The organism is Caulobacter sp. NIBR1757 (assembly GCF_027912495.1).
Classification (GTDB): Bacteria; Pseudomonadota; Alphaproteobacteria; order Caulobacterales; family Caulobacteraceae; genus Caulobacter.
Genome location: NZ_CP115463.1, coordinates 626,665 through 645,614 on the forward strand (window position 1 = coordinate 626,665; position 18,950 = coordinate 645,614).

General features: G+C 68.1%; 15 protein-coding genes. 9 read left to right on the top strand and 6 right to left on the bottom strand.

Annotated elements, in window-relative coordinates:
- Window positions 1–209: 209 nt before the first annotated feature.
- The gene (locus tag O5I81_RS02970) at window positions 210–1,307 is read right to left on the bottom strand and encodes a DUF262 domain-containing protein (protein ID WP_271067454.1); all 1,098 of its coding nucleotides are present in this window, start codon (window positions 1,305–1,307) and stop codon (window positions 210–212) included.
- A 193-nt stretch (window positions 1,308–1,500) separates the two neighbouring features.
- Here O5I81_RS02970 and O5I81_RS02975 point away from each other — a divergent pair, with 193 nt between their 5' ends.
- The 4 genes from O5I81_RS02975 to O5I81_RS02990 all read left to right on the top strand — a co-directional run bounded on the left by O5I81_RS02975 (window position 1,501) and on the right by O5I81_RS02990 (window position 5,285).
- Entirely contained in the window at window positions 1,501–2,070 is a 570-nt protein-coding gene (locus O5I81_RS02975) for a carboxymuconolactone decarboxylase family protein (protein ID WP_271067455.1), read from the top strand.
- On the top strand, window positions 2,070–3,317 hold the full coding sequence (locus O5I81_RS02980) for a hypothetical protein (RefSeq protein WP_271067456.1): 1,248 nt from the start codon (window positions 2,070–2,072) through the stop codon (window positions 3,315–3,317). The genes O5I81_RS02975 and O5I81_RS02980 overlap by 1 nt, the downstream gene beginning before the upstream one ends.
- A 126-nt stretch (window positions 3,318–3,443) precedes the next feature.
- A complete protein-coding gene (locus O5I81_RS02985; protein ID WP_271067457.1) occupies window positions 3,444–4,538 on the top strand; it encodes a trypsin-like peptidase domain-containing protein in 1,095 nt (364 codons plus the stop codon).
- Between the two features lie 84 nt (window positions 4,539–4,622).
- Window positions 4,623–5,285, top strand: coding sequence for a peroxiredoxin (locus O5I81_RS02990; protein WP_271067458.1), 663 nt, complete (start codon window positions 4,623–4,625; stop codon window positions 5,283–5,285).
- Between the two features lie 18 nt (window positions 5,286–5,303).
- On the opposite strand, the gene O5I81_RS02995 is transcribed toward O5I81_RS02990, so the two are convergent.
- Window positions 5,304–7,256, bottom strand: a complete 1,953-nt coding sequence (locus tag O5I81_RS02995) for a PAS domain-containing sensor histidine kinase (protein WP_271067459.1) — start codon at window positions 7,254–7,256, stop codon at window positions 5,304–5,306.
- A 109-nt stretch (window positions 7,257–7,365) separates the two neighbouring features.
- Window positions 7,366–9,276, bottom strand: a complete 1,911-nt coding sequence (locus O5I81_RS03000) for a VWD domain-containing protein (protein ID WP_271067460.1) — start codon at window positions 9,274–9,276, stop codon at window positions 7,366–7,368.
- 267 nt (window positions 9,277–9,543) lie between these two features.
- On the opposite strand from O5I81_RS03000, the gene O5I81_RS03005 reads away from it, so the two are divergent.
- Window positions 9,544–10,131, top strand: coding sequence for a TetR/AcrR family transcriptional regulator (locus O5I81_RS03005; RefSeq protein ID WP_271067461.1), 588 nt, complete (start codon window positions 9,544–9,546; stop codon window positions 10,129–10,131).
- Here O5I81_RS03005 and O5I81_RS03010 read toward each other — a convergent pair.
- A complete protein-coding gene (locus O5I81_RS03010) occupies window positions 10,128–11,387 on the bottom strand; it encodes a cytochrome P450 (protein WP_271067462.1) in 1,260 nt (419 codons plus the stop codon). The two genes, O5I81_RS03005 and O5I81_RS03010, sit on opposite strands and share 4 nt — an antisense overlap.
- A gap of 97 nt (window positions 11,388–11,484) precedes the next feature.
- Between O5I81_RS03010 and O5I81_RS03015 the strand changes: the two genes are divergently transcribed.
- Both O5I81_RS03015 and O5I81_RS03020 read left to right on the top strand, forming a co-directional pair.
- Complete coding sequence (locus tag O5I81_RS03015; RefSeq protein WP_271067463.1) at window positions 11,485–12,024, top strand: VOC family protein; 540 nt, start codon at window positions 11,485–11,487, stop codon at window positions 12,022–12,024.
- A gap of 83 nt (window positions 12,025–12,107) precedes the next feature.
- Window positions 12,108–13,787, top strand: a complete 1,680-nt coding sequence (locus O5I81_RS03020; protein ID WP_271067464.1) for a serine hydrolase domain-containing protein — start codon at window positions 12,108–12,110, stop codon at window positions 13,785–13,787.
- On the opposite strand, the gene cytX is transcribed toward O5I81_RS03020, so the two are convergent.
- Window positions 13,784–15,055 (bottom strand): putative hydroxymethylpyrimidine transporter CytX, encoded by a 1,272-nt coding sequence (gene cytX / locus O5I81_RS03025; protein ID WP_271067465.1) that lies wholly within the window; start codon window positions 15,053–15,055, stop codon window positions 13,784–13,786. The genes O5I81_RS03020 and cytX overlap by 4 nt on opposite strands.
- A 57-nt stretch (window positions 15,056–15,112) precedes the next feature.
- On the opposite strand from cytX, the gene solA reads away from it, so the two are divergent.
- The gene (solA, locus tag O5I81_RS03030; RefSeq protein WP_271067466.1) at window positions 15,113–16,255 is read left to right on the top strand and encodes an N-methyl-L-tryptophan oxidase; all 1,143 of its coding nucleotides are present in this window, start codon (window positions 15,113–15,115) and stop codon (window positions 16,253–16,255) included.
- A 16-nt stretch (window positions 16,256–16,271) separates the two neighbouring features.
- Complete coding sequence (locus O5I81_RS03035) at window positions 16,272–17,021, top strand: DNA polymerase III subunit epsilon (protein ID WP_271067467.1); 750 nt, start codon at window positions 16,272–16,274, stop codon at window positions 17,019–17,021.
- On the opposite strand, the gene O5I81_RS03040 is transcribed toward O5I81_RS03035, so the two are convergent.
- Window positions 17,018–18,646 carry an ABC-F family ATP-binding cassette domain-containing protein gene (locus O5I81_RS03040; protein WP_271067468.1) on the bottom strand — a complete coding sequence of 543 codons (1,629 nt, stop codon included), beginning with the start codon at window positions 18,644–18,646 and terminating at the stop codon, window positions 17,018–17,020. The genes O5I81_RS03035 and O5I81_RS03040 overlap by 4 nt on opposite strands.
- Window positions 18,647–18,950: the final 304 nt, after the last annotated feature.

Below are 18,950 nucleotides of genomic sequence, written 5' to 3' on the forward strand. Positions count from 1 at the left end.
TAGGCTTACATGCTCCATGTAGCGTACAAAGCAGTTTTTTCCGAAACCCTCCCAATGAGCGTATAGGAGTGGTATTGCTGCTCTTATTAAATTTCCTTGTACACCAAATGGTGCGGTCTTCATTAGCGTGACTAAGCTTGATATCTCCTTTCGCCGCCAAGCTAGGTCAGAGTCTAAAATCGATTGGAGGTCTGATGCGGTTATGGGCTTCATGAAGAAAACCACTTCGCTCCAAACGGAATGGTCTGCTTAATCCGATCCGTCCCACGGAAGCCGGCTCGTGTAAACGTTGCCACATCACTCCTTGCCCATAAGGATTTCGTTCTCGAGAGGATGTACTTGGAGGGATCTGGCTTGCGCTCAATATGGGTGACGTTTTGAGCGACGCCAAGGAATACGGTCTCGAATGCGGCCTGCCCAACCCGGCCCTGGAACTTGCCATCTTTGTAGCGTTTGAGAATGTCAGCCTCGCCTACAGCTGAAAGCAATTTCAACGTTCTCTCAAACGTTTTCAGCATCTTATCTATAGTTTTCTGATCGGCATCTGCAATTTCTATAAGCCCGTTGTCGAGATATTCTTCGATATCCCAACTTTTATCATACTCAACGTACACAAAAACTAAGAATCTTGTAATGAAATCAAGCATTGCCTGACTCTCAGCCGCAAGATCGCTCGCTTGTATAAGCGTGATGAAGCGTTCATCCTTCGATAGTGCTTTGATCTTAGAAAATAGATCCTTGTCTATCATGTAGAGTACGCAGTTGCGAAGTTCTTGCGGAGTTGCGGAGGATCCGTGACTGTTTAGTCGCTGGAAAAGGTCATACTTAGCCTTCTCGTCACTTGACTTCCTTAGAATTTGTATACTCAACCGCGAGCGCTTTATGGAAATTTGATGGGCACCGCTTAGGGGGGAGGAATCCTTTATCTTGCCTTCCCAAGAGGTTCCTTCGAGCGAAGGGAGGTATCGCGTGGGACTCATTATGGATGGCTTGTACAGCGTTCCATCTTCGCGCCGAAGAATTCCGACAAACTCCAGAATAGTAGATACTCTCTGCAGTCCATCGATGAGCTCCCACTTTCCAGAGTCAAGCTCGAACACAAATATCGAAGGAAGCGGAACCCCAATAAGTAAAGATTCAATAAGATGGCTCTTTTGATATTGATCCCAGCGAAATAAACGCTGAAATTCAGGATTAACTACTAGCTCCCCATCGCGGTAGATATTTATAAGTTCACCTACCGACATGTCATATGCGTCAGTGGCTATCTGACGGGCGCTCTCTTTGATTTCATTGTCTAGCGACATTTGTTCTGGTCCCATTTCTCAGCCAAGGTAAGCGGCGGGTGCTGACACACGCAAGAGTGGCGACGAGTTAGTGTTGTCAAAATCTCTCCTCTTTTTGGTGGCGTCGGCGCGCTTCGGCTAGGGGTTCACCCGGATGTTCTATCCTTCGTCGACAGCGACTCGCTATGCTCTCCGCAACGAGAGAGGAAACCCCATGCGCCTGACCGCTCCCCGTATCGCCCCGCTGACCGAGGCCGAGCTCACCGACGATCAGCGGGCGGTGCTGGCCCCGATGATCAGGGCCGGGCGGCCGGTGCTGAACATCTTCCGGACCCTGGCCCATTCGGCGGCGGCGCTGAAGGGCTTCCTCGGCTGGGGCGAGTATGTGCTGTCGAAGAAGAACGACCTGCCGGCCCGCGAGCGCGAGATCGTCATCCTGCGCATCGGCTACCTGTGCAAGGCCGGCTACGAATGGACCCAGCATGTGCCGATCGGCGAGCGGGCCGGGCTGACCGAGGACGAGGTGGCGCGGATCAAGCAGGGCGCCGACGCCGGCTGGAGCGACGCCGACGCCGCCCTGATCCGCGCCAGCGACGAGCTGCACCACGGCTGCTTCATCAGTGACGCCACCTGGGCGGCGCTGAAGCGGCATTTCAGCGACAAGCAGTGCATGGACGTGGTGTTCAGCGCCGGCCAGTACACCCAGGTCTGCATGATGCTGAACAGCTTCGGGGTGCAGCTGGACGAGGGCCAGACGCTGGACCCGGATCTGAAGGGCTTCTGATGACGATGACGCGGCGCGGGGTGGTCGCGGCGAGCAGCGCGATGGCGGCGGCGCCGGCCATGGCCGCGTCGGCGGGATCGACGGTGGCGGCGGACCTGGAGCGCTATCTGTCGTTCGGGAACAAGCGGTCGGGCGGGCCGGGCGACGAGGCGACCGGGGCCTGGCTGGAGGGGCGGCTGCGGGCGTTGGGGTTCAAGACCTGGCGGCAGGGATTCGAGGTTCCGTTCATCGAGGATGCGGTCTGCAGGTTGAGCCCGTCGGGCGGCGGGTCATCGGCGCTGCTGGCCCAGGCGCCTTACGTGACCGGCGTGGTCGAGGGGCGGGTCTACGATCCAGCCAGCGGGCGGGGTGAGATCGCCGTCGTGTCGCTGCCGCATGGCCGCTGGTCCAGCCTGCTGCAGCCGCCGGTGCAGGCGGCCATCCAGAACGCGCGGGCGACGGGCGCGAAGGCGGTCCTGCTGAAGACGACCGGGCCGTCCGGCAAGGCGCTGGCGCTCAACGCTCTGCCGGCCTTGGCTGCGCCGGACGCGTCGGCCTTGGCCATCCTGGCGCCGGAGGACAGCACGCCGGTTTCGTTGGCGATCGGTCAGGCGGCGCGCTTCGAGCTCTCCGGCCGCACCGGCCTGCGCCCGGCCTGGAACCTGATCGGCGAGCTGGACCGGGGCGCGGACCGCTGGCTGGTGGTCTCGACGCCGCGCTCGGGGTGGTTCACCTGCGGCGGCGAACGCGGCGGCGGCATCGCCGCCTGGCTGGCGCTGGCGTTTTGGGCCGTCAGGAACAGCGCGCTGAACCTCGCCTTTCTGAGCACCAGCGGCCACGAGTACGAAAACCACGGCGGCCACCAGGCGATCGCCCATGCCATGCCCAAGGCGGACAAGACGGCGCTGTGGTTCCACCTCGGGGCCAACGTCGCCTCGCGCGACTGGCACGAACTGGGCGGGCGGCTGAGCCCGCTGCCGGGCGCCGATTCCCAGCGGCTGCTGGTGGCCACGCCGACCCTGATCGACAAGGCGCGCGCCGCCTTCGCCGGCCTGCCGGGTCTGGAAGCGCCCTATCCCTCCAGCGCCGGGGCCGCCGGCGAGTTGGGCGAGATTTTGAAAGCCGGGTACGCACCCGCCGCCGGCATCTTCGGCTCCCACCGCCTGCACCATGCCGAAACCGACGACGCCCGCTGCCTGCACCCGCCGCTGGTCGAGGCGGCGACGGCGGCCTGCCTGCGCTTCGTCGAGGCGGCCCTGCGCGCCTGAGGCTGGCTGCTCTGGAGGCAGGCCGCCTCGAACTTCTCGCAGCCCGCGCGAGTCGCCTTGGCCGCATCGCCCGCCTGTGCTTCACTCCCGTTAACCATTCGGGGATGTGGGTATGGGGTCGGGGCGATGATGAAGGGCCGCAAGTATCAGTCGTTCAACCGGGCGCGCCGTCCGGTGCGCCGGCTGCCGGCCTTTTCCTTCCCGCCGGAAGCCGATTTCGTATTCGATGTCGGCGACCGCGCCTTCGAGGCCGGGCCGTCCAGCCCGGTCATGCCGCTGCCCAACAGCGACCTGCTGGACGCCTATTCCAATGCCGTCGTGCGCGCCGTGGAGCATGTCGGCCCGGCCGTGGTGCGGGTCCAGCCGCTGACCAGCGACCGCAGCTTCGCCGGCGAGGGCTCGGGCTTCGTGGTCAGTCCCGAGGGGCTGATCCTGACCAACAGCCATGTGGTCCAGGGCTTCAGCCGCTTCGCCATCATCACCGCCGAGGGGCGAGCGCTGACCGCGCGGTGCGTGGGTGACGATCCGGACACCGATATTGCGCTCCTGAAGATCGAGCAGAACGTGCGGCTGCCGCACGCGCGGCTGGGGGATTCCAAGTCGCTGCGGCGGGGCCAGCTGGTCATCGCCATCGGGGCCCCGCTGGGTTTCGAGGCGACGGTGACGACCGGGGTGGTGTCGGCGCTCGGCCGGTCCCTGCGCGGCGAGCGCGGGCGGCTGATCGAGGACCTGATCCAGACCGACGCGGCGCTCAACTACGGCAACAGCGGCGGGCCGCTGGTCAACAGCGGCGGCGAGGTGGTCGGCATCGCCACCGCCGTGATCTCCGGCGCCCAGGGGCTGTGCTTCGCGGTCGCCGCCAACACCGCCAGCTTCGTGATGGCGGAGCTTCTGGCCCACGGCCATGTGCGGCGCGGTTCGATCGGCGTCGTCGCCCAGCAGACGCCGGTGCCGCCGGCCATGGCCCGCGCCGCCGGGGTCACCCAGGCCTATGCGGTCTGGGTCGCCGCCGTCGAGCCGCATGGTCCGGCCGCCAAGGCCGGCCTCGCCGAGGGCGACCTGCTGATCGCCGCCGACGGCCGGCCGCTGACCGGGCTGGACGACCTGCTGCGGGTTCTGGGACCGGGGAGCATCGACCAGTCGATCAACTTCGACCTGATCCGGGCCGGCAAGCGGATGAGCGTCAAGATCACCCCGAAGGCCCGCAAGAAGGGCGGCTAAACCCGTCGGCAGGTATTCTGGCGAACGCCCCCGGCGTCAGGGGACTAAACAGTCGGTCTGTTCACTGTCGTGGAGACCGAGCCGATGTCCCTCAGGATCAATTCCGAAGCGCCGAACTTCACCGCCCAGACGACGCAGGGGCCGATCAACTTTCATGACTGGATCGGCGATTCCTGGGCCATCCTGTTCTCGCACCCCAAGGACTTCACCCCGGTCTGCACGACCGAGCTGGGCTACATGGCCGGGCTGAAGCCGGAGTTCGACAAGCGCAACACCAAGATCATCGGGCTCAGCATTGATCCGGTCGAGAACCACGGCCGCTGGGCCGCCGATATCGAGGAGACCCAGGGCCACGCGGTCAATTTCCCGATGATCGGCGACACCGACCTGAACGTCGCCACCCTCTACGACATGCTGCCCGAGGGGGCCGGGACGACCTCTGAGGGGCGCACGGCGGCCGACAACGCCACGGTGCGGGCGGTGTTCATCATCGGCCCGGACAAGAAGATCAAGGCCATGCTGATCTATCCGATGACCTCGGGTCGGAACTTCGACGAGGTGCTGCGGCTGCTCGATTCCATCCAGCTCAACGCCCGCCATACGGTGGCGACGCCGGTCAACTGGCGGCCGGGCGAGGATGTCATCATCCCGCCGGCGGTGACCGACGAGCAGGCGGCGGCGAAGTATCCGGCGGGCTGGAAGACGCTCAAGCCTTACCTTCGCATCGTCGCCGAACCCAAGGACTAGGCCCGGCCGTGAAGCCGGCTATCGGCTTGTGGCCTGAGCGGCCGCGCTGATCACCTCGCACAGCGCCCGGGCCAGTTCGGCCTGGGTGTAGGGCTTGGCCAGGCGGGTCAGGGTGCGGTTGGCGCCGGGCGGCAGTTCGGCATAGCCGCTGGCCAGGATCACCGGCAGGTCCGGCCAGCGCGCGGCGATATCGCCGCTGAGCTCCAGACCCGTGCGGCGTGGCATGGCGTAGTCGGTGATCACCACATCGAAGGGCTGCTCGGCCAAGGCCCGCAGTGCCTCCGAGGCCGAGCCGGCCGACGTCACCCTATGGCCCATGTCCTCGAGCATGGCGGCGGTGTTGAGCAGCACCAGGCCGTCGTCGTCCACCGCCAGCACCCGCAAGGGCCGGGCGGCGGCCGGCTCGGTGACGGTGGGGGATGTCGCTGACCGGACAGGCTCGCGGCTGCGGGGGAGCAGGACATCGACGCGGACGCCCTCGCCGAGGCGGCTGGTGATGTCGAGGCGGCCGCCCGATTGCTCGGCCAGACCATGGGCCATCGACAGGCCAAGGCCGGTGCCCTTGCCGACCCCCTTGGTGGTGTAGAAGGGCTCGCGGGCCCGCGACAGGGTTTCCTCGTCCATGCCCTCGCCGGTGTCTATGACGCTGAGGCGGACGTAGTCGCCGGCCTCCAGGCCCGGGGCGGCGGCGAGATGGACCTCGCTGGCCTCAATGACGATCTCGCCGCCGCCGGGCATGGCGTCGCGGGCGTTGACCACCAGGTTGAGCAGCGCCGTCTCCAGCTGGTTGGCGTCGGTGCGCACCGGCGGCAGGTCCGGGGCAAAGCGCAGGGTGAGGTGGATCATCGGCCCGACCGACCGCTGCATCAGGTCGGCCATGCCGCGCACCAGCCCGGCGACGTCGACCGCCTCGAGGCTGAGCTCCTGCTTGCGGGCGAAGGACAGCATGCGCTGGGTCAGGGCCGCGCCGCGCTCGGCCCCATGGACGGCGTTGTTCAGCAAGGCCAGGGCGCGCGGGTCGTCGGGCATGCGCTTGCGCAGCATTTCCAGGCTGCCGAGCACGGCCATCAAGAGGTTGTTGAAGTCGTGAGCGATGCCGCCGGTCAGCTGGCCGATGGCATCCAGCTTCTGGCTCTGCAGCAGGCTTTCGCGGGCTTCAGCCAGGGCCTTCTGACTCTCCACCCGCTCGGTTATGTCGCGGGTGATCTTGGCGAAGCCGATGACCCTGCCATCGTCGTCCTTGATGGCGTCGATGATCACATGGGCCAGGAAGCGGCTGGAATCCTTGCGCACACGCCAGCCTTCGGCCTCGAAGCGACCGACTTCCCGGGCCGTGCCCAGGGCTGTGGCCGGTCGGCCGGCGGCCTGGTCTTCCGGCGTATAGAACCGCGAGAAGTGACTGCCGATGACCTCGTCCGGCCGGTACTGCTTGATGCGTTCCGCGCCGGGGTTCCAGCTGCTGACCTGTCCCTCGGTGTCGAGCATGTAGATGGCGTAGTCGGTGACGCCCTGGACCAGCAGCCGGAACTGTTCCTCGCTCTGGCGCAGTTGCTCGGCGGCGGCTTTGCGTTCGGTCAGGTCGCGGGTGACCTTGGCGAAGCCGATCACGCCGCCGCCGCGCGCCAGGATCGGATCGATGATCACATGGGCCCAGAAGCGACCGCCATCGCGGCGCACCCGCCAGCCCTCACTTTCGAACCGGCCTTCGCGCAGGGCCGTGGCGAGGGCGCGGGCGGGGGCGTCCTGGGCCTGGTCTTCTTGCGTATAGAAGCGCGAGAAATGCTGGCCGACGATCTCGTCGGCCAGGTAGCCCTTGAAACGCTGGGCGCCGGGATTCCAGCTCACCACCCGGCCCTCGGGGTCGAGCATGCAGATGGCGTAGTCGGTGATGCTGTCGATCAACAGCCGATAAGGGTCCAGGCCGGAAGTGGTCGTGTAGCCGGAAATGATGTGGCCCCCGTGGCGACGCACCCGTCCCGAAAGACAATACGCTCAGTCCCCGCCAGAGTTCCTCATCTATCCCGACAAAGCAAAGTCGACGATCGGGGCGACGGTCACCCGCCGCCCCGACCCCCGGGCGTCAGTCCTTTCGGCGACGCACGATGGTGGCCACGGCGGTGGGCGCGCGGCCGCCGACGAACACCTCGGCCGCCGCCTTGTCGCCCAGCACCGCGACGTCGAGCGTGCAGGCTTCCAGCAGGGCCGGCGCCTTGACCCCGGCCTGGATGCAGACCAGACGGGCGCGCTTGGCGAGGGCCGGCGGCAGGTCGCGAACCTGGAACGGCTTTTCAGGATCGCCACTCTCGATGCGGCCGCCGTCACAGTCGCACAGCGCATCCTCACGGGCGACGCGCCAGCTGTCGCCGTAGTGGCCATAGAGGGTCGCGAAGTCGAAGGGCGCGGACATCACCTGGCCGTCCCGGGCCGCGACGGCGCCCACCTTGCCGGGCGCGTCGGCCAGCAGGCCCCGCACCTTGCTCGGCCAGCGGCCGAGGCCGACCTTGACGTTGATCCAGCCGGCGTTGACCTCGACCCGGACCGAGTCGCCGCCGGCCCCGCGGATGCGGTAGACATTGCCGTAGCGCACGATGTCGCCGCCGCTGGCAAGCTGCATGACCTGGCCCTGGGCCAGCGCCACAGGACGTCCGTCGATCTTCAGGGGGCGTTCGCCCAGGCAGATGGAGACCGTCGTCTTGCCGTCCCGAATGCCGACCGCCTTGTTCACCGAGGCATTGGGCCAGGTCGGCGCGCCCGACACCTGCCGCACCTGGACGGCGAAGTGGCGATCGGTTTCGGCCAGCAGGAAGTCGCCGCTGGCCTGGAAGTCGTACATCAGGCCCCGGAAGGTCGTCAGATGGGTGTCGCCGACACCGGCCGCCGCGGCGCAGGAGGCGGCGCCGCCGGGACTGTTGCTCTGGTTGGAGACGATGGCCGGCGAAGGGCCGATGGCGATGGCCGGGGTGTCGACCAGGTCGAGGTTGTTGGTCTCGCCGGTGTAGCCTTCCAGGACGCAGGTCGGGGCGTTGGTCGTGCCGTTGTGCACCGTGGTGCGCACCGCCAGGCTGGACCCGGCGTTGAAGTTGGCCTGGGCTCCGCAGCAGTCGCCGACCAGGATGAACTCGACGGCCCGCCAGCCGCTGGCCAGGCCCAGGACGCTGTCGACGGCGGTGACCGTGGAATCGCCGCCCGAGGTGGTCATCACCACCGTGTCGTTGCCGCCGGCGGTCGCCGTGCCGGTCAGGCGCAGGCCCGACAGGTTGGCGATGGGCTGGGTCGCCATCGAAACACCGGTGCTGTTGCGATAGCAGTAGATGTCGGGGTCACCGGAGAACTGGAAGGTTGTCCAGCCCGCCGGGCAGGCGGTGTTGTAGCGCAGCAGCCAGTACTGGATGAAGGTTCCGTAGCCGCTGGAATAGAGGAACTGCTGCCAGCCCTGGCATCCGGGGTTGGGCGAGGCGGCGCAGACCGGCGAGGTGAAGGGCCGGGTGTTGAGTTGCAGCGAATAGGCGTTGGCCACCTGCGGGCCCATGCCGCCCACCTGGCCAGTCTCGCTGGTCACGCCGGTGACGCTGTCATAGGAGCCGGTGGCGCCGTTCATCAGGCCGGTGACCTCGGCGGCGAAGTCGTTGCTGCCGCCGATGACCTGGGGTCGCGGGCCGCGGGCCGGCGGGAAAGGCAGGTTGGGCGGGGTCGTGCAGGCGACCTCCGTCCAGGCCACCTTCGGATAGGCCGACTTGAAACAGCCTTTTCGCGGGACCTGCAGCCGGTCCATCGACTTCTGCCAGGTCTGGCGCCTGGCCAGCTCGGCGGCCTTGAGCTTGACGACCGGCGCCACGGCCGGCCGGGGAAGGGGGCGAACGTCCGCCGGGACGGCGTCCCTGGGAGGGTCCTTCGCGCCTTGCGCCATGACCGGCGCGGCTGACAGGGCAGCCAGAGCCGCCGCCACGGCGATGCAGAGGCCGCGCGCCCGAATGGAGGTAGTCTTCATCATCCTTGGCTCCAGATTTCGACAGGCCGTCCGGGGACGCGGTCCAGACGTCAGCCATCGTTCCCCCTGCGGGAGACCGCGGAGGTCGGCATCAATCGGAACAGGGACACGGGGACGACAACAAGGGACGCGGGGCGCCCTGGCCGATGGGCCGGGCGCTTAGGGCGTTACTCGTCCTAAGGTCGCATAAGGAGGTAATTCCGCTTAGGTTGTCAATGGCGAATGGCGCTCGGCGTTGATGCAGGCGGCCCTTCGGCGCTAGATGCGCCGATGACCGTGAAGGCCAAGACTTCCCTGCAGGACGCCGCCGGCATTCGCGGCAAGGCGCTCGACGCGGCGGCGGCGATCCTGGCCGAACAGGGGGTGGAGGCGCTGAACCTGCGGGCCATCGCCGAGATGGCGGGGATCGGGCTGGCCTCGATCTACCACTACTTCGAGAACAAGGAGGCGCTGTTGGTCAGCCTGGCCCTGATGGGGCTGGAGGATCTGCGGCGGGATATCCTCGAGTTTCAGGAGCGGCCCGAATTCCTCTCGCCCATGCAGGGCGGGGCCCGGGCCTTCTTCGGCTTTGTCGAGGCGCGGCCGGAGCTGTTCTCGCTGATGCTGGGCGAGCGATTGCTGTCTCGCCATTCGGAACTGCGCCAGGCCGAGTACCGGATGTTCGAGGCCTACAAGGCCGCCGTCCTGCGCGACGAGCGTATTCCGGCTCACCGCCGCGAGGACGCCGCCCATGCCCTGTGGGCGCTGGGCCGTGGCATGGCGGCGATCATCGCCTCCTACCCGGCCGGACAGCGGCCGGCCGACGTCATGGCCCGGCTGTCGGCCGGCGCCGCGTGGCTGATCGCCCGGCCGGACTAGGTCCGCGCCGGGATGATCACCGGCATGGTTTCGTAGCCGCGCACGAAGGTCGAGTAGCTGCGCTTGGGCTGGGCCACCAGGCGGACTTCCGGGAAGCGCTTGAGGATCTCCTCCCAGATGATGGTCAGCTGCAGCTCGGCCAGGCGGTTGCCGACGCAGCGGTGGATGCCGAAGCCGAAGGAGATGTGCTGGCGCGGCCGCTCGCGGTCGATGATGTAGTCGTTCGGCCGCTCGATGACGCTGTCGTCGCGGTTGCCCGACAGGTACCACATGACCACCTTGTCGCCCTCGCGGATCAGCTTGCCGCCGACCTCGGTGTCGATCACGCAGGTGCGGCGCATGTGGGCCAGGGGCGTCTGCCAGCGGATGGTCTCGGAAACCATCGACGGGATCAGCTCCGGGTTGGCGCGCAGCCTGGCGTACTGATCGGGATTCTGGTTCAGGGCCAGGATCGAGCCGGAGATGGTGTTGCGGGTGGTGTCGTTGCCGCCGACGGTCAGCAGCACGACGTTGCCGAAGAACTCGCGCGGGGCCATGTCCCGCGTCGCCGGGTGGTGGGCCAGCATGGAGATCATGTCGGCGGCCGGCGGGGCGTTGACCTTCTGGTTCCAGAGGTTGGCGAAATAGGCCTGGTACTCGACGAAGATCTCGAGCTTCTCTTCCAGGGTCTCGACCAGGCCGCCCGGCGTCGGGATGGCGGTGACCACGTCCGACCAGTGGGTCAGCTTGCGGCGATCCTCCTGCGGGGCGTCGAACAGGGTGGCCAGGGTCATGGCCGTCAGTTCCTTGGAGACGAGATCGACCCAGTCGAACTCCTCGCCGATCGGCAGGCCGTCGAGGATGGCGGCGGCCCGTTCGCGGATGACCGGCGCCATGGTTTGCAGGTTGGACGGCGAGACTGCCGGGCTGACCGCCTTGCGCTGCACGTCGTGGCGCGGCGGGTCCATGGCGATGAACATCGGCAGCGGCTCGATGTTGGAGCTGCCGCCGGCGATGGTGATGCCGCCCTTCATGAAGTCGGAGCTGAAGGCCTGGTGGTTGGTATCGACGGCCATGATGTCGTCGTAGCGGGTGATCGACCAATAGGGGCCGTGCTCGCTCTCGGCGCAGTAGTGCACGGGGTCCTCGGCTCGCAGGCGCTCGAAGATCGGCAGCACGGTGTCGGACTGGAACAGGGCGGGTTGGGCCGGGTCGAGCTTGTCGAGCGGGATATCGTAAACCGAGTGAGGTTTGGCGGTGATCGATCCGTCGGCCATGGCGTGCTCCCTTGTTCTGTTGCCGCCATCGAAGGGCTTCGAACAGCGTTTCACAAGACCTCGAAATGGGGGTCTGATAGGGGGCGGGAGAACAGCGATGAGTCGGATTTTCGGGGCGGTCTGCCAGAACGGCTATGTGGTGCGCGACATCCATGCGGCCATGGATCACTGGGTGAAGGTGCTGGGCGTCGGGCCGTGGTTCTTCATCGAGGAGGTGAAGACCGACTGGTTTCTGCATCGCGGCCAGCCGTCGGACGTGAAGATGAGCATTGCGCTGGCCAACAGCGGCGATCTGCAGATCGAGCTGATCCAGCAGCTCAACGACGCGCCGTCGATGTATCGCGAATTCCTGGGCGCCGGCCATGAGGGGCTGCAGCACATGAGCTACTGGAGCCGCGACTACCAGGCGCTCTATGACAAGGCGCTCGGCCTCGGCTACCGGGTCGGGCACGAGGGCCAGATCGGCGGCGAGCAGGGGCGGTTCGCCTACTTCGACACCGACAGCTTGCCTGGGGCGCATCCGGGCACGGTGGTGGAGATCAGTGACATCAGCGGCGGCAAGGGCGCCTTCTTCGAACACATCCGGCGCAAGGCCGCCGAATGGGACGGGACCCGGCCGATCCGGCCCGTCGTCTGACATTGCCAATTTGACATGAGGAAGCCGGGACATTCTGCGCCACAGTCCCGGCAACCTGTTTTGTTCACCATCGGGATGCCCGGATGATCAAGCCGACCGCCGTCGCGCTGGCCCTTGCCCTCGCCCTCAGTCCGTTGGCGCCGAGCCTGGCGCTGGCCCAGACCCCCGCCGCCGCGCCGGCGTCCGCCGATGTCGCCCGCTACGCCAGGGGACTGCTGGAAAGCACCTACGGTGACCAGGGTCCCGGCGCGGCCGTGCTGGTGGCGCGGGGCGATCAGGTGCTGTTCCGCGGAGCCGTAGGCAAGTCCGATATCGCTCGCGGCAAGGCCCTGTCGCCCGACCAGCTGTTCCGCATCGGCTCGGTGACCAAGCAGTTCGCCGCCGCCGGGCTGTTGAAGCTGGTCGAGGACGGCAAGGTGAAGCTGGACGATCCGCTGTCGAAGTATGTTTCGGGCTATCCGAACGGCGACAAGATCACCGTCCTGATGCTGCTGAACCATACCTCCGGCATCAAGAGCTACACCGGCATGCCCGGCTATATGGTCAGCGAGATCCGCAAGGACCTGACCACCGCCCAGATGATCGCGGTCTTCAAGGACCAGCCGGTCGATTTCGCCCCCGGCGAAAAGTGGGCCTACAACAACTCGGGCTACGTCCTGGTCGGGGCGGTGATCGAGGCGGCCAGCGGCATGGCCTGGTACGACTACCTGGACAAGGTCTTCTTCAAGCCGCTGGGCATGAGCAACACCGGCTACGGCGGCGATCCCGCGCTCATCGCCCGCCAGGCCGGCGGCTACACCGAGGACGGCGGCAAGGTCGTGCCGATGCGCACCCTCAGCATGACCCAGCCGCATGCCGCCGGGGCCCTGGTCTCGACCGTCGACGATCTGCTCAAATGGAACCGGGCCCTGCATGAGGGCCGGGTGCTGAAGGCCGAAACCTATCGCCGGATGATCACGCCGGAAGGGCCGGCGGTTCCGGCGTCCTACGGCTTCGGCATCGGCCCGGGCAAGGTGCGCGGCGTCCCGATGGTGGGCCACAGCGGCGGCATCTTCGGCTTCGCCTCGCAACTGAGCTACCTGCCGGACTCCGACATCACCGTGGTGGTTCTGCAGAACACCGACGAGGGTCCCAGCGCCGCCAGTGTGGCGTCGCGGCTGGCGGCGGCGGCGCTGGGCAATCCCTATCCCGACCTCAAGGCCGTGCCGGTCGATGCCGCCACCCTCAAGGCGGCAGAGGGGGTCTACCGCTTCGACGAGAAGACGACTCGCACCCTGCGTGTGGTCGACGGCAAGCTGACCGCCCAGCGTTCCGGCGGCCAGCCCAGCATCCTGACCCCCATCGGCAAGGACGACTTCCTCTACGCCGACGGCTTCAACCGGCTGAAGCTGGAGCGTGACGCCAAGGGGGCGATCAGCGGCATGCGCTTCTTCGCCCAGGGCGAGGACCCCGGCATCGTCGGGGCCCGCACCGCCGAGGCGCTGCCCGAGGCGGCCGTCGCCGTGGTGCTGCCCAAAGCGGCGCTGGAGCGGGTGACCGGGACCTATGGGCTGGGCGCGGTGGAGATGAAGATCGTCCTGGCCGGCGAGAGCCTGACGGTCCAGCTGACCGGCCAGCCGCCGTTCACCCTGCGGCCGGTCTCGGGCGAGACCTTCGAGGTCGTTGAGGTCCCCGCCTCGCTGGCGTTCCCGGCCGGGCCGGCCCCGGCCCAGGTCACCCTGCGCCAGAACGGCGCCGAGATCGTCTTCACGCGCAAACCCTAGCCCCGCGCAGGGCGCATCACCGGCAGGCGCAGGATGACATAGGCGACGGCGGCGATGACGAAGGCCGGCAGGGTGGCGCCGACCTCGGGCAGCAGGCGGCTGAACAGCTGGTAGGCGGCGATGCCGACCAGCCAGGCGGCGAGGCCGGCGAGGTTCAGGCCGGGCGTGGCGGCGTCCGGCGCCGCTCGCCAGGGCCGGACCACGAAATGGTCGGCCAGCAGCACGCCGAACAGCGGCGCGAATACCGAGCCGATGAGCAGCAGGAAGTGCTCGTAGCGGGCCAGCGGGGCGAACAGGGCGATGGCCGTGCACAGCAGCCCGAAGCCGATGGCCAGCCGGGCGGGGCGGGCCTTGACCACCGTGGCGGTGGAGACGGCGGCCGAGTGGATGTCGGCGAAGGTGTTGTCGGTCTCGTCGATGATGATCAGCAGCAGGGCGACGCCGCCGCCGGTCGCGGCCAGGGCCGCCAGCAGCATGCCCTCGCCGCCGCCGGACGCCAGGGCATAGGCGGCGCCCAGCCCCATGAACCAGATGTTGGCTAGCAGGTAGCCGAGGCCGCTGCCCCGGAACATGGCCCCCGGCGTGCGGCCGAAGCGGGTGTAGTCGGCGATCAGCGGCAGCCATGACAGCGGCATGGCCACGACCAGGTCGACCCCGGCGGCGAAGCTGGTCTCGCCGGTCCCGGGCCGGGCCATCAGGGCGGCCAGGTCGTAGTCGGCCAGCAGCCGCCAGGTCAGCCAGCCGGCCCCGGCCAGCAGCAGCCACAGGCCCCAGGCCCGCAGGAACCGCCGCACGAACGACACCGGCCCCAGCACCGCCAGCCCCGTCGCCAGGGCCCCGAACAGCAGGGTCCAGACCACGGCGTTGGAGACCCCGAAGGTCTGGCGGGCCAGGGCGTCGGCGGCGTCGCGCATGGCGACGATCTCGAACGCGCCCCAACCGACCAGGCCGACCACGTTGAGCACGGTCGGGACGATGGCGCCCTTCGCGCCCAGGGCCGGCCGCAGCGAGCCCATGGCCGACAGTCCCGTCTCGGCCCCGACCAGACCGGCCGCCGCCAGCAGCAGCACACCCAGCAACGAGCCGACGACAATGGCCCCCAGCGCCGCCGGCAGGCTGAGCCCCGGCACCAGGAAGGCCCCGGCCTGCAGCACCAGCAGGCCGATGCCGAGGCTGAACCACAGGGAAAAGGCGTCCAGAGTCCCGAACACCCGGCGGGCCTGGGGGACGGGAATCAGCGGATCGTAGCTATTGTCGGACAGGGCCATGGGTATGGTTTAGCAGGTCAATCCGGCGGGTGAAGTGGGACGAGAGGGAGGACGGTCTTGCGCAGATGCGAGGTCGCGGTGATCGGCTTGGGTCTGATGGGCGCCGCCGCCCTGGACGCGCTGCTGCGGGCCGGGGTCGACGCGGTCGGCTTCGACCCGCTGGAGCCGGGGTCGAGCCGGGGCTCGTCGCATGGTTCCTGCCGGGTGTTCCGCCGGTTCAACTTCGAAAACCCCCACTATACGGCCCTCAGCGACGAGGCCCTGTACGGCTGGGACCGGCTGGCGGTGGAAAGCGGCCGCCAGCTGCTGATCCCCTGTCCGATCCTGGAGGCCGGGCCGCCGGGATCGGAGACGGTGCGCCAATCGCGCCAGGCGGCGCTGGACCACGGCCGGGATACGCCCCTACTGAGCGGGGCGCAGGTCAACGCCCGGTTCCCGGCCTTCGCCCTGCCGGACGACTGGGACGCGGTCGTCCAGGACGGCGGCGCCATCCTGTTGACGCAGGTGGCGCTGGAGGCGCTGCGGGCGCGGGGCCGGGCCGAGGGCCGCATCCGCACCGTCGCGGTCACCGGGCTGGAGCCCGGCGGCGACCACGTTCTGGTGCGGACGGCGGAGGACAGCTGGCGGGCCGAGCGGGTCATCCTGGCGGCCGGGCCGTGGATGGACCGTTTCCTGCCCGCCCTGGCCCCGGTCCTGACGGTGACCCGCCAGAGCGTCGGCTGGTTCGCCCCGACGAGACCAAAGAGCACGGCATTGGGAGCCTTTCCGATCTTCATCATCGAGCGCGGCCGGGACGACACCGTCTACGGCTTTCCGGACTTCGAGGGCCGGGGCGTCAAGGCGGCGCCGCACAACCACGGCCCAGTGGTCGACGCCGACGCCTGGGAGCCGCCGGCCAGCGACGCCGAACTGGCCCAGGTCAGCCGCTTCCTCACCGAGCTCATTCCCGGCGCCGCCGGGCCGATCACCGAGCGCGACGTCTGCCTCTACACCAACACCCGGCCCTCGGCGGAGGACGCCGGCGAGGAGTTCATCATCGACCGCTGGCCGGGCAGCCGCCTGGTCGTCGGTTCGGCCTGCTCGGGCCACGGCGCCAAGTTCGCCCCGGCCATCGGCGAGCGGCTGGCCCGGCTGGCGACCGATCCGGGGTTCGAGATCGAGCCCTTCTTCCGCCTGTCGCGATACCCGGCCTTCGCCTGAGCGTTATCGTCCAACCATGCCCTCCGCCCGCATCCGCGTCATCGATCTGGAGACTGCCGGCGCCCTGGCCACCGACGTCTGCGAGATCGGCTGGCAGGACGTGGTCCAGGGGGACGACGGCCGCTGGGCGGTGACCGCCGAGCGCGGCGCCGCCTTCGTCAACCCGGGCCGGCCGATCAGCGCCGCCACCATGGCCATCCACCACATCCAGGACGCGGAGGTCGCCGGCGCCCCGTTCTGGAAGGACGCGGCCCCGCCGGTGCTGCGCCCGCCGGGCGGCGTCCTGGCCCTGGCCGCCCACCGCGCCGCCTTCGAGCAGCGGTTCTGCACCCCGGCCCTGAGCGGCGGCGCGGCCTGGATCTGCACCTGGAAGTGCGCCCTGCGGCTGTGGCCGGACCTGCAGAGCTTCTCCAACCAGATGCTGCGCTACCAGCGGAGGCCCGAAGGCCTCGACCACGCCACCGGCCTGCCGGCCCACCGCGCCATGCCCGACGCCTATGTCACCGCCCATCACCTGCGGGACATGCTGAACATCGTGCCGGCCGAGCAACTGCTGGCCTGGAGCGCCGAGCCGGGGCTGCTGCCGCGGGTGCCGAAAGGCGCCGATCGCGGGCGGCCCTGGTCGGACCTGTCCGACGAGGCGCTGCGCCAGCTGGCCGGCGAGCGCGACCTCGACGTGCGGTTCAGCGCCGGGACGGAGCTGCGGCGGCGGGGGCAGGACATCGCGCCGCGCCCCGCCAAAGCCAGACCCCCGACCCTGTTCTAGCCGCCCGGGTGCAGGCCGGGCGCTTCCTGGCCGGTGCGGGCGACGTATTCGGTATAGCCGCCGCCGTACTGGTGGATGCCCTCGGGGGTCAGCTCCAGCACCCGGTTCGACAGGCCGGCCAGGAAGCGGCGGTCGTGGCTGACGAACAGCATGGTGCCCTCGAAGTCGGCCAGGGCGGCGACCAGCATCTCCTTGGTGACCATGTCCAGGTGGTTGGTCGGCTCGTCGAGGACCAGCAGGTTGGGCGGATCAAACAGCATCATGGCCATGACCAGCCGCGCCTTCTCGCCGCCCGACAGCACGCGGCAGGGCTTCTCCACATCGTCGCCGGAGAAGCCGAAACAGCCGGCCAGGGTGCGCAGGGCGCCCTGACCGGCCTGGGGGAAGGCGCGGTCGAGGGATTCGAAGATGGTCTCCTCGCCGTCCAGCAGATCCATCGAATGCTGGGCGAAATAGCCCATCCGCACTCCGGCCCCGATGTTGACCACGCCCTTGTCCGGCGTCGTGGCCCCGGCCACCAGCTTCAGCAGGGTCGACTTGCCGGCCCCGTTGGCGCCGAGCACGCACCAGCGCTCCTTGCGGCGGACCAGGAAGTCGAGGTCCTGGTAGATGGGCTGGGCGCCATAGCCCTTGTGCACGCCCTTGAGGCTGATGACGTCGTCGCCCGAGCGCGGCGGGCTGCGGAATTCGAACTGCACCGACTGGCGGCGGCGGGGGGCCTCGACGCGCTCGATCTTGTCCAGCTTCTTGACCCGGCTCTGCACCTGGGCGGCGTGGCTGGCGCGGGCCTTGAACTTCTCGATGAACTTGATTTCCTTGGCCAGCATGGCCTGCTGGCGCTCGTACTGGGCCTGGCGCTGGGCCTCGCCGAGGGCCCGCTGGCTGTCGTAGAAGTCGAGGTCGCCCGAGTAGGTGATCAGTTGGCCGGCGTCGATCTCCACCACCTTGCCGATGATGCGGTTCATGAAGGCGCGGTCGTGCGAGGTCATCAACAGGGCGCCGTCGTAGCCCTTCAGGAAGGCTTCCAGCCAGATCAGGCTTTCCAGGTCGAGGTGGTTGCTGGGTTCGTCCAGCAGCATGGCGTCGGGCCGCATCAACAGGATGCGGGCCAGGGCCACGCGCATCTTCCAGCCGCCGGACAGCAGGCCGACGTCGCCGTCCATCCGCTCCTGGCTGAAGCTGAGGCCCGCCAGAACCTCGCGGGCCCGGGCCTCGATCGCATAGCCGTCCAGCGCCTGGAAGCGCTCCTGCACCTCGCCATAGCGGTCCATGACGGCGTCCAGCCGGTCGGCCTGGTCCGGATCGACCATGGCGGCCTCAAGCTCGGCCATCTCGGCGGCCAGGGCGCTGACCGGGCCGACGCCGTCCATCACCGCGGCGACGGCGGTCTGGCCCGACATCTCGCCGACGTCCTGGCTGAAATAGCCGATGGTCATGCCGGGATCGATGACGACCAGGCCGTCGTCGGGCGCTTCCTGGCCGGTGATCATGCGAAACAGGGTGGTCTTGCCGGCGCCGTTGGGACCGACGAGGCCGACCTTCTCGCCCTTCAGCACGCCCATCGAGGCTTCGATGAAGAGGAGCTGGTGGCCGTTCTGCTTGGTGATGTTGTCGAGGCGGATCATGGGGCGGGCTGGTAGCGTGGGCGGCGCGGGAGCGCCAGTGCCTGGGCTGACCGGCTATCGAAGCGGCTGACCATTATACCTCGGGCTACAAAAACAGGCGGCGACTTTCCGGGGGACCGGCGGGGCGGCGAAAAGCCAGGCGGGCGTGGGTTTGCGCGTGGGCCGGGGCCGCGCGGGCGTAGGCCCGGGCGTAGGTCACGGCGTGGCCTGAGCGCGGGGATTGTGGGCCGGCGAAGCCCACGCCGCGGGCTACGGGGCGGGCGAGGGGTCCGAAAACCGCCATCGGGGCCGATAATTTCGCCTG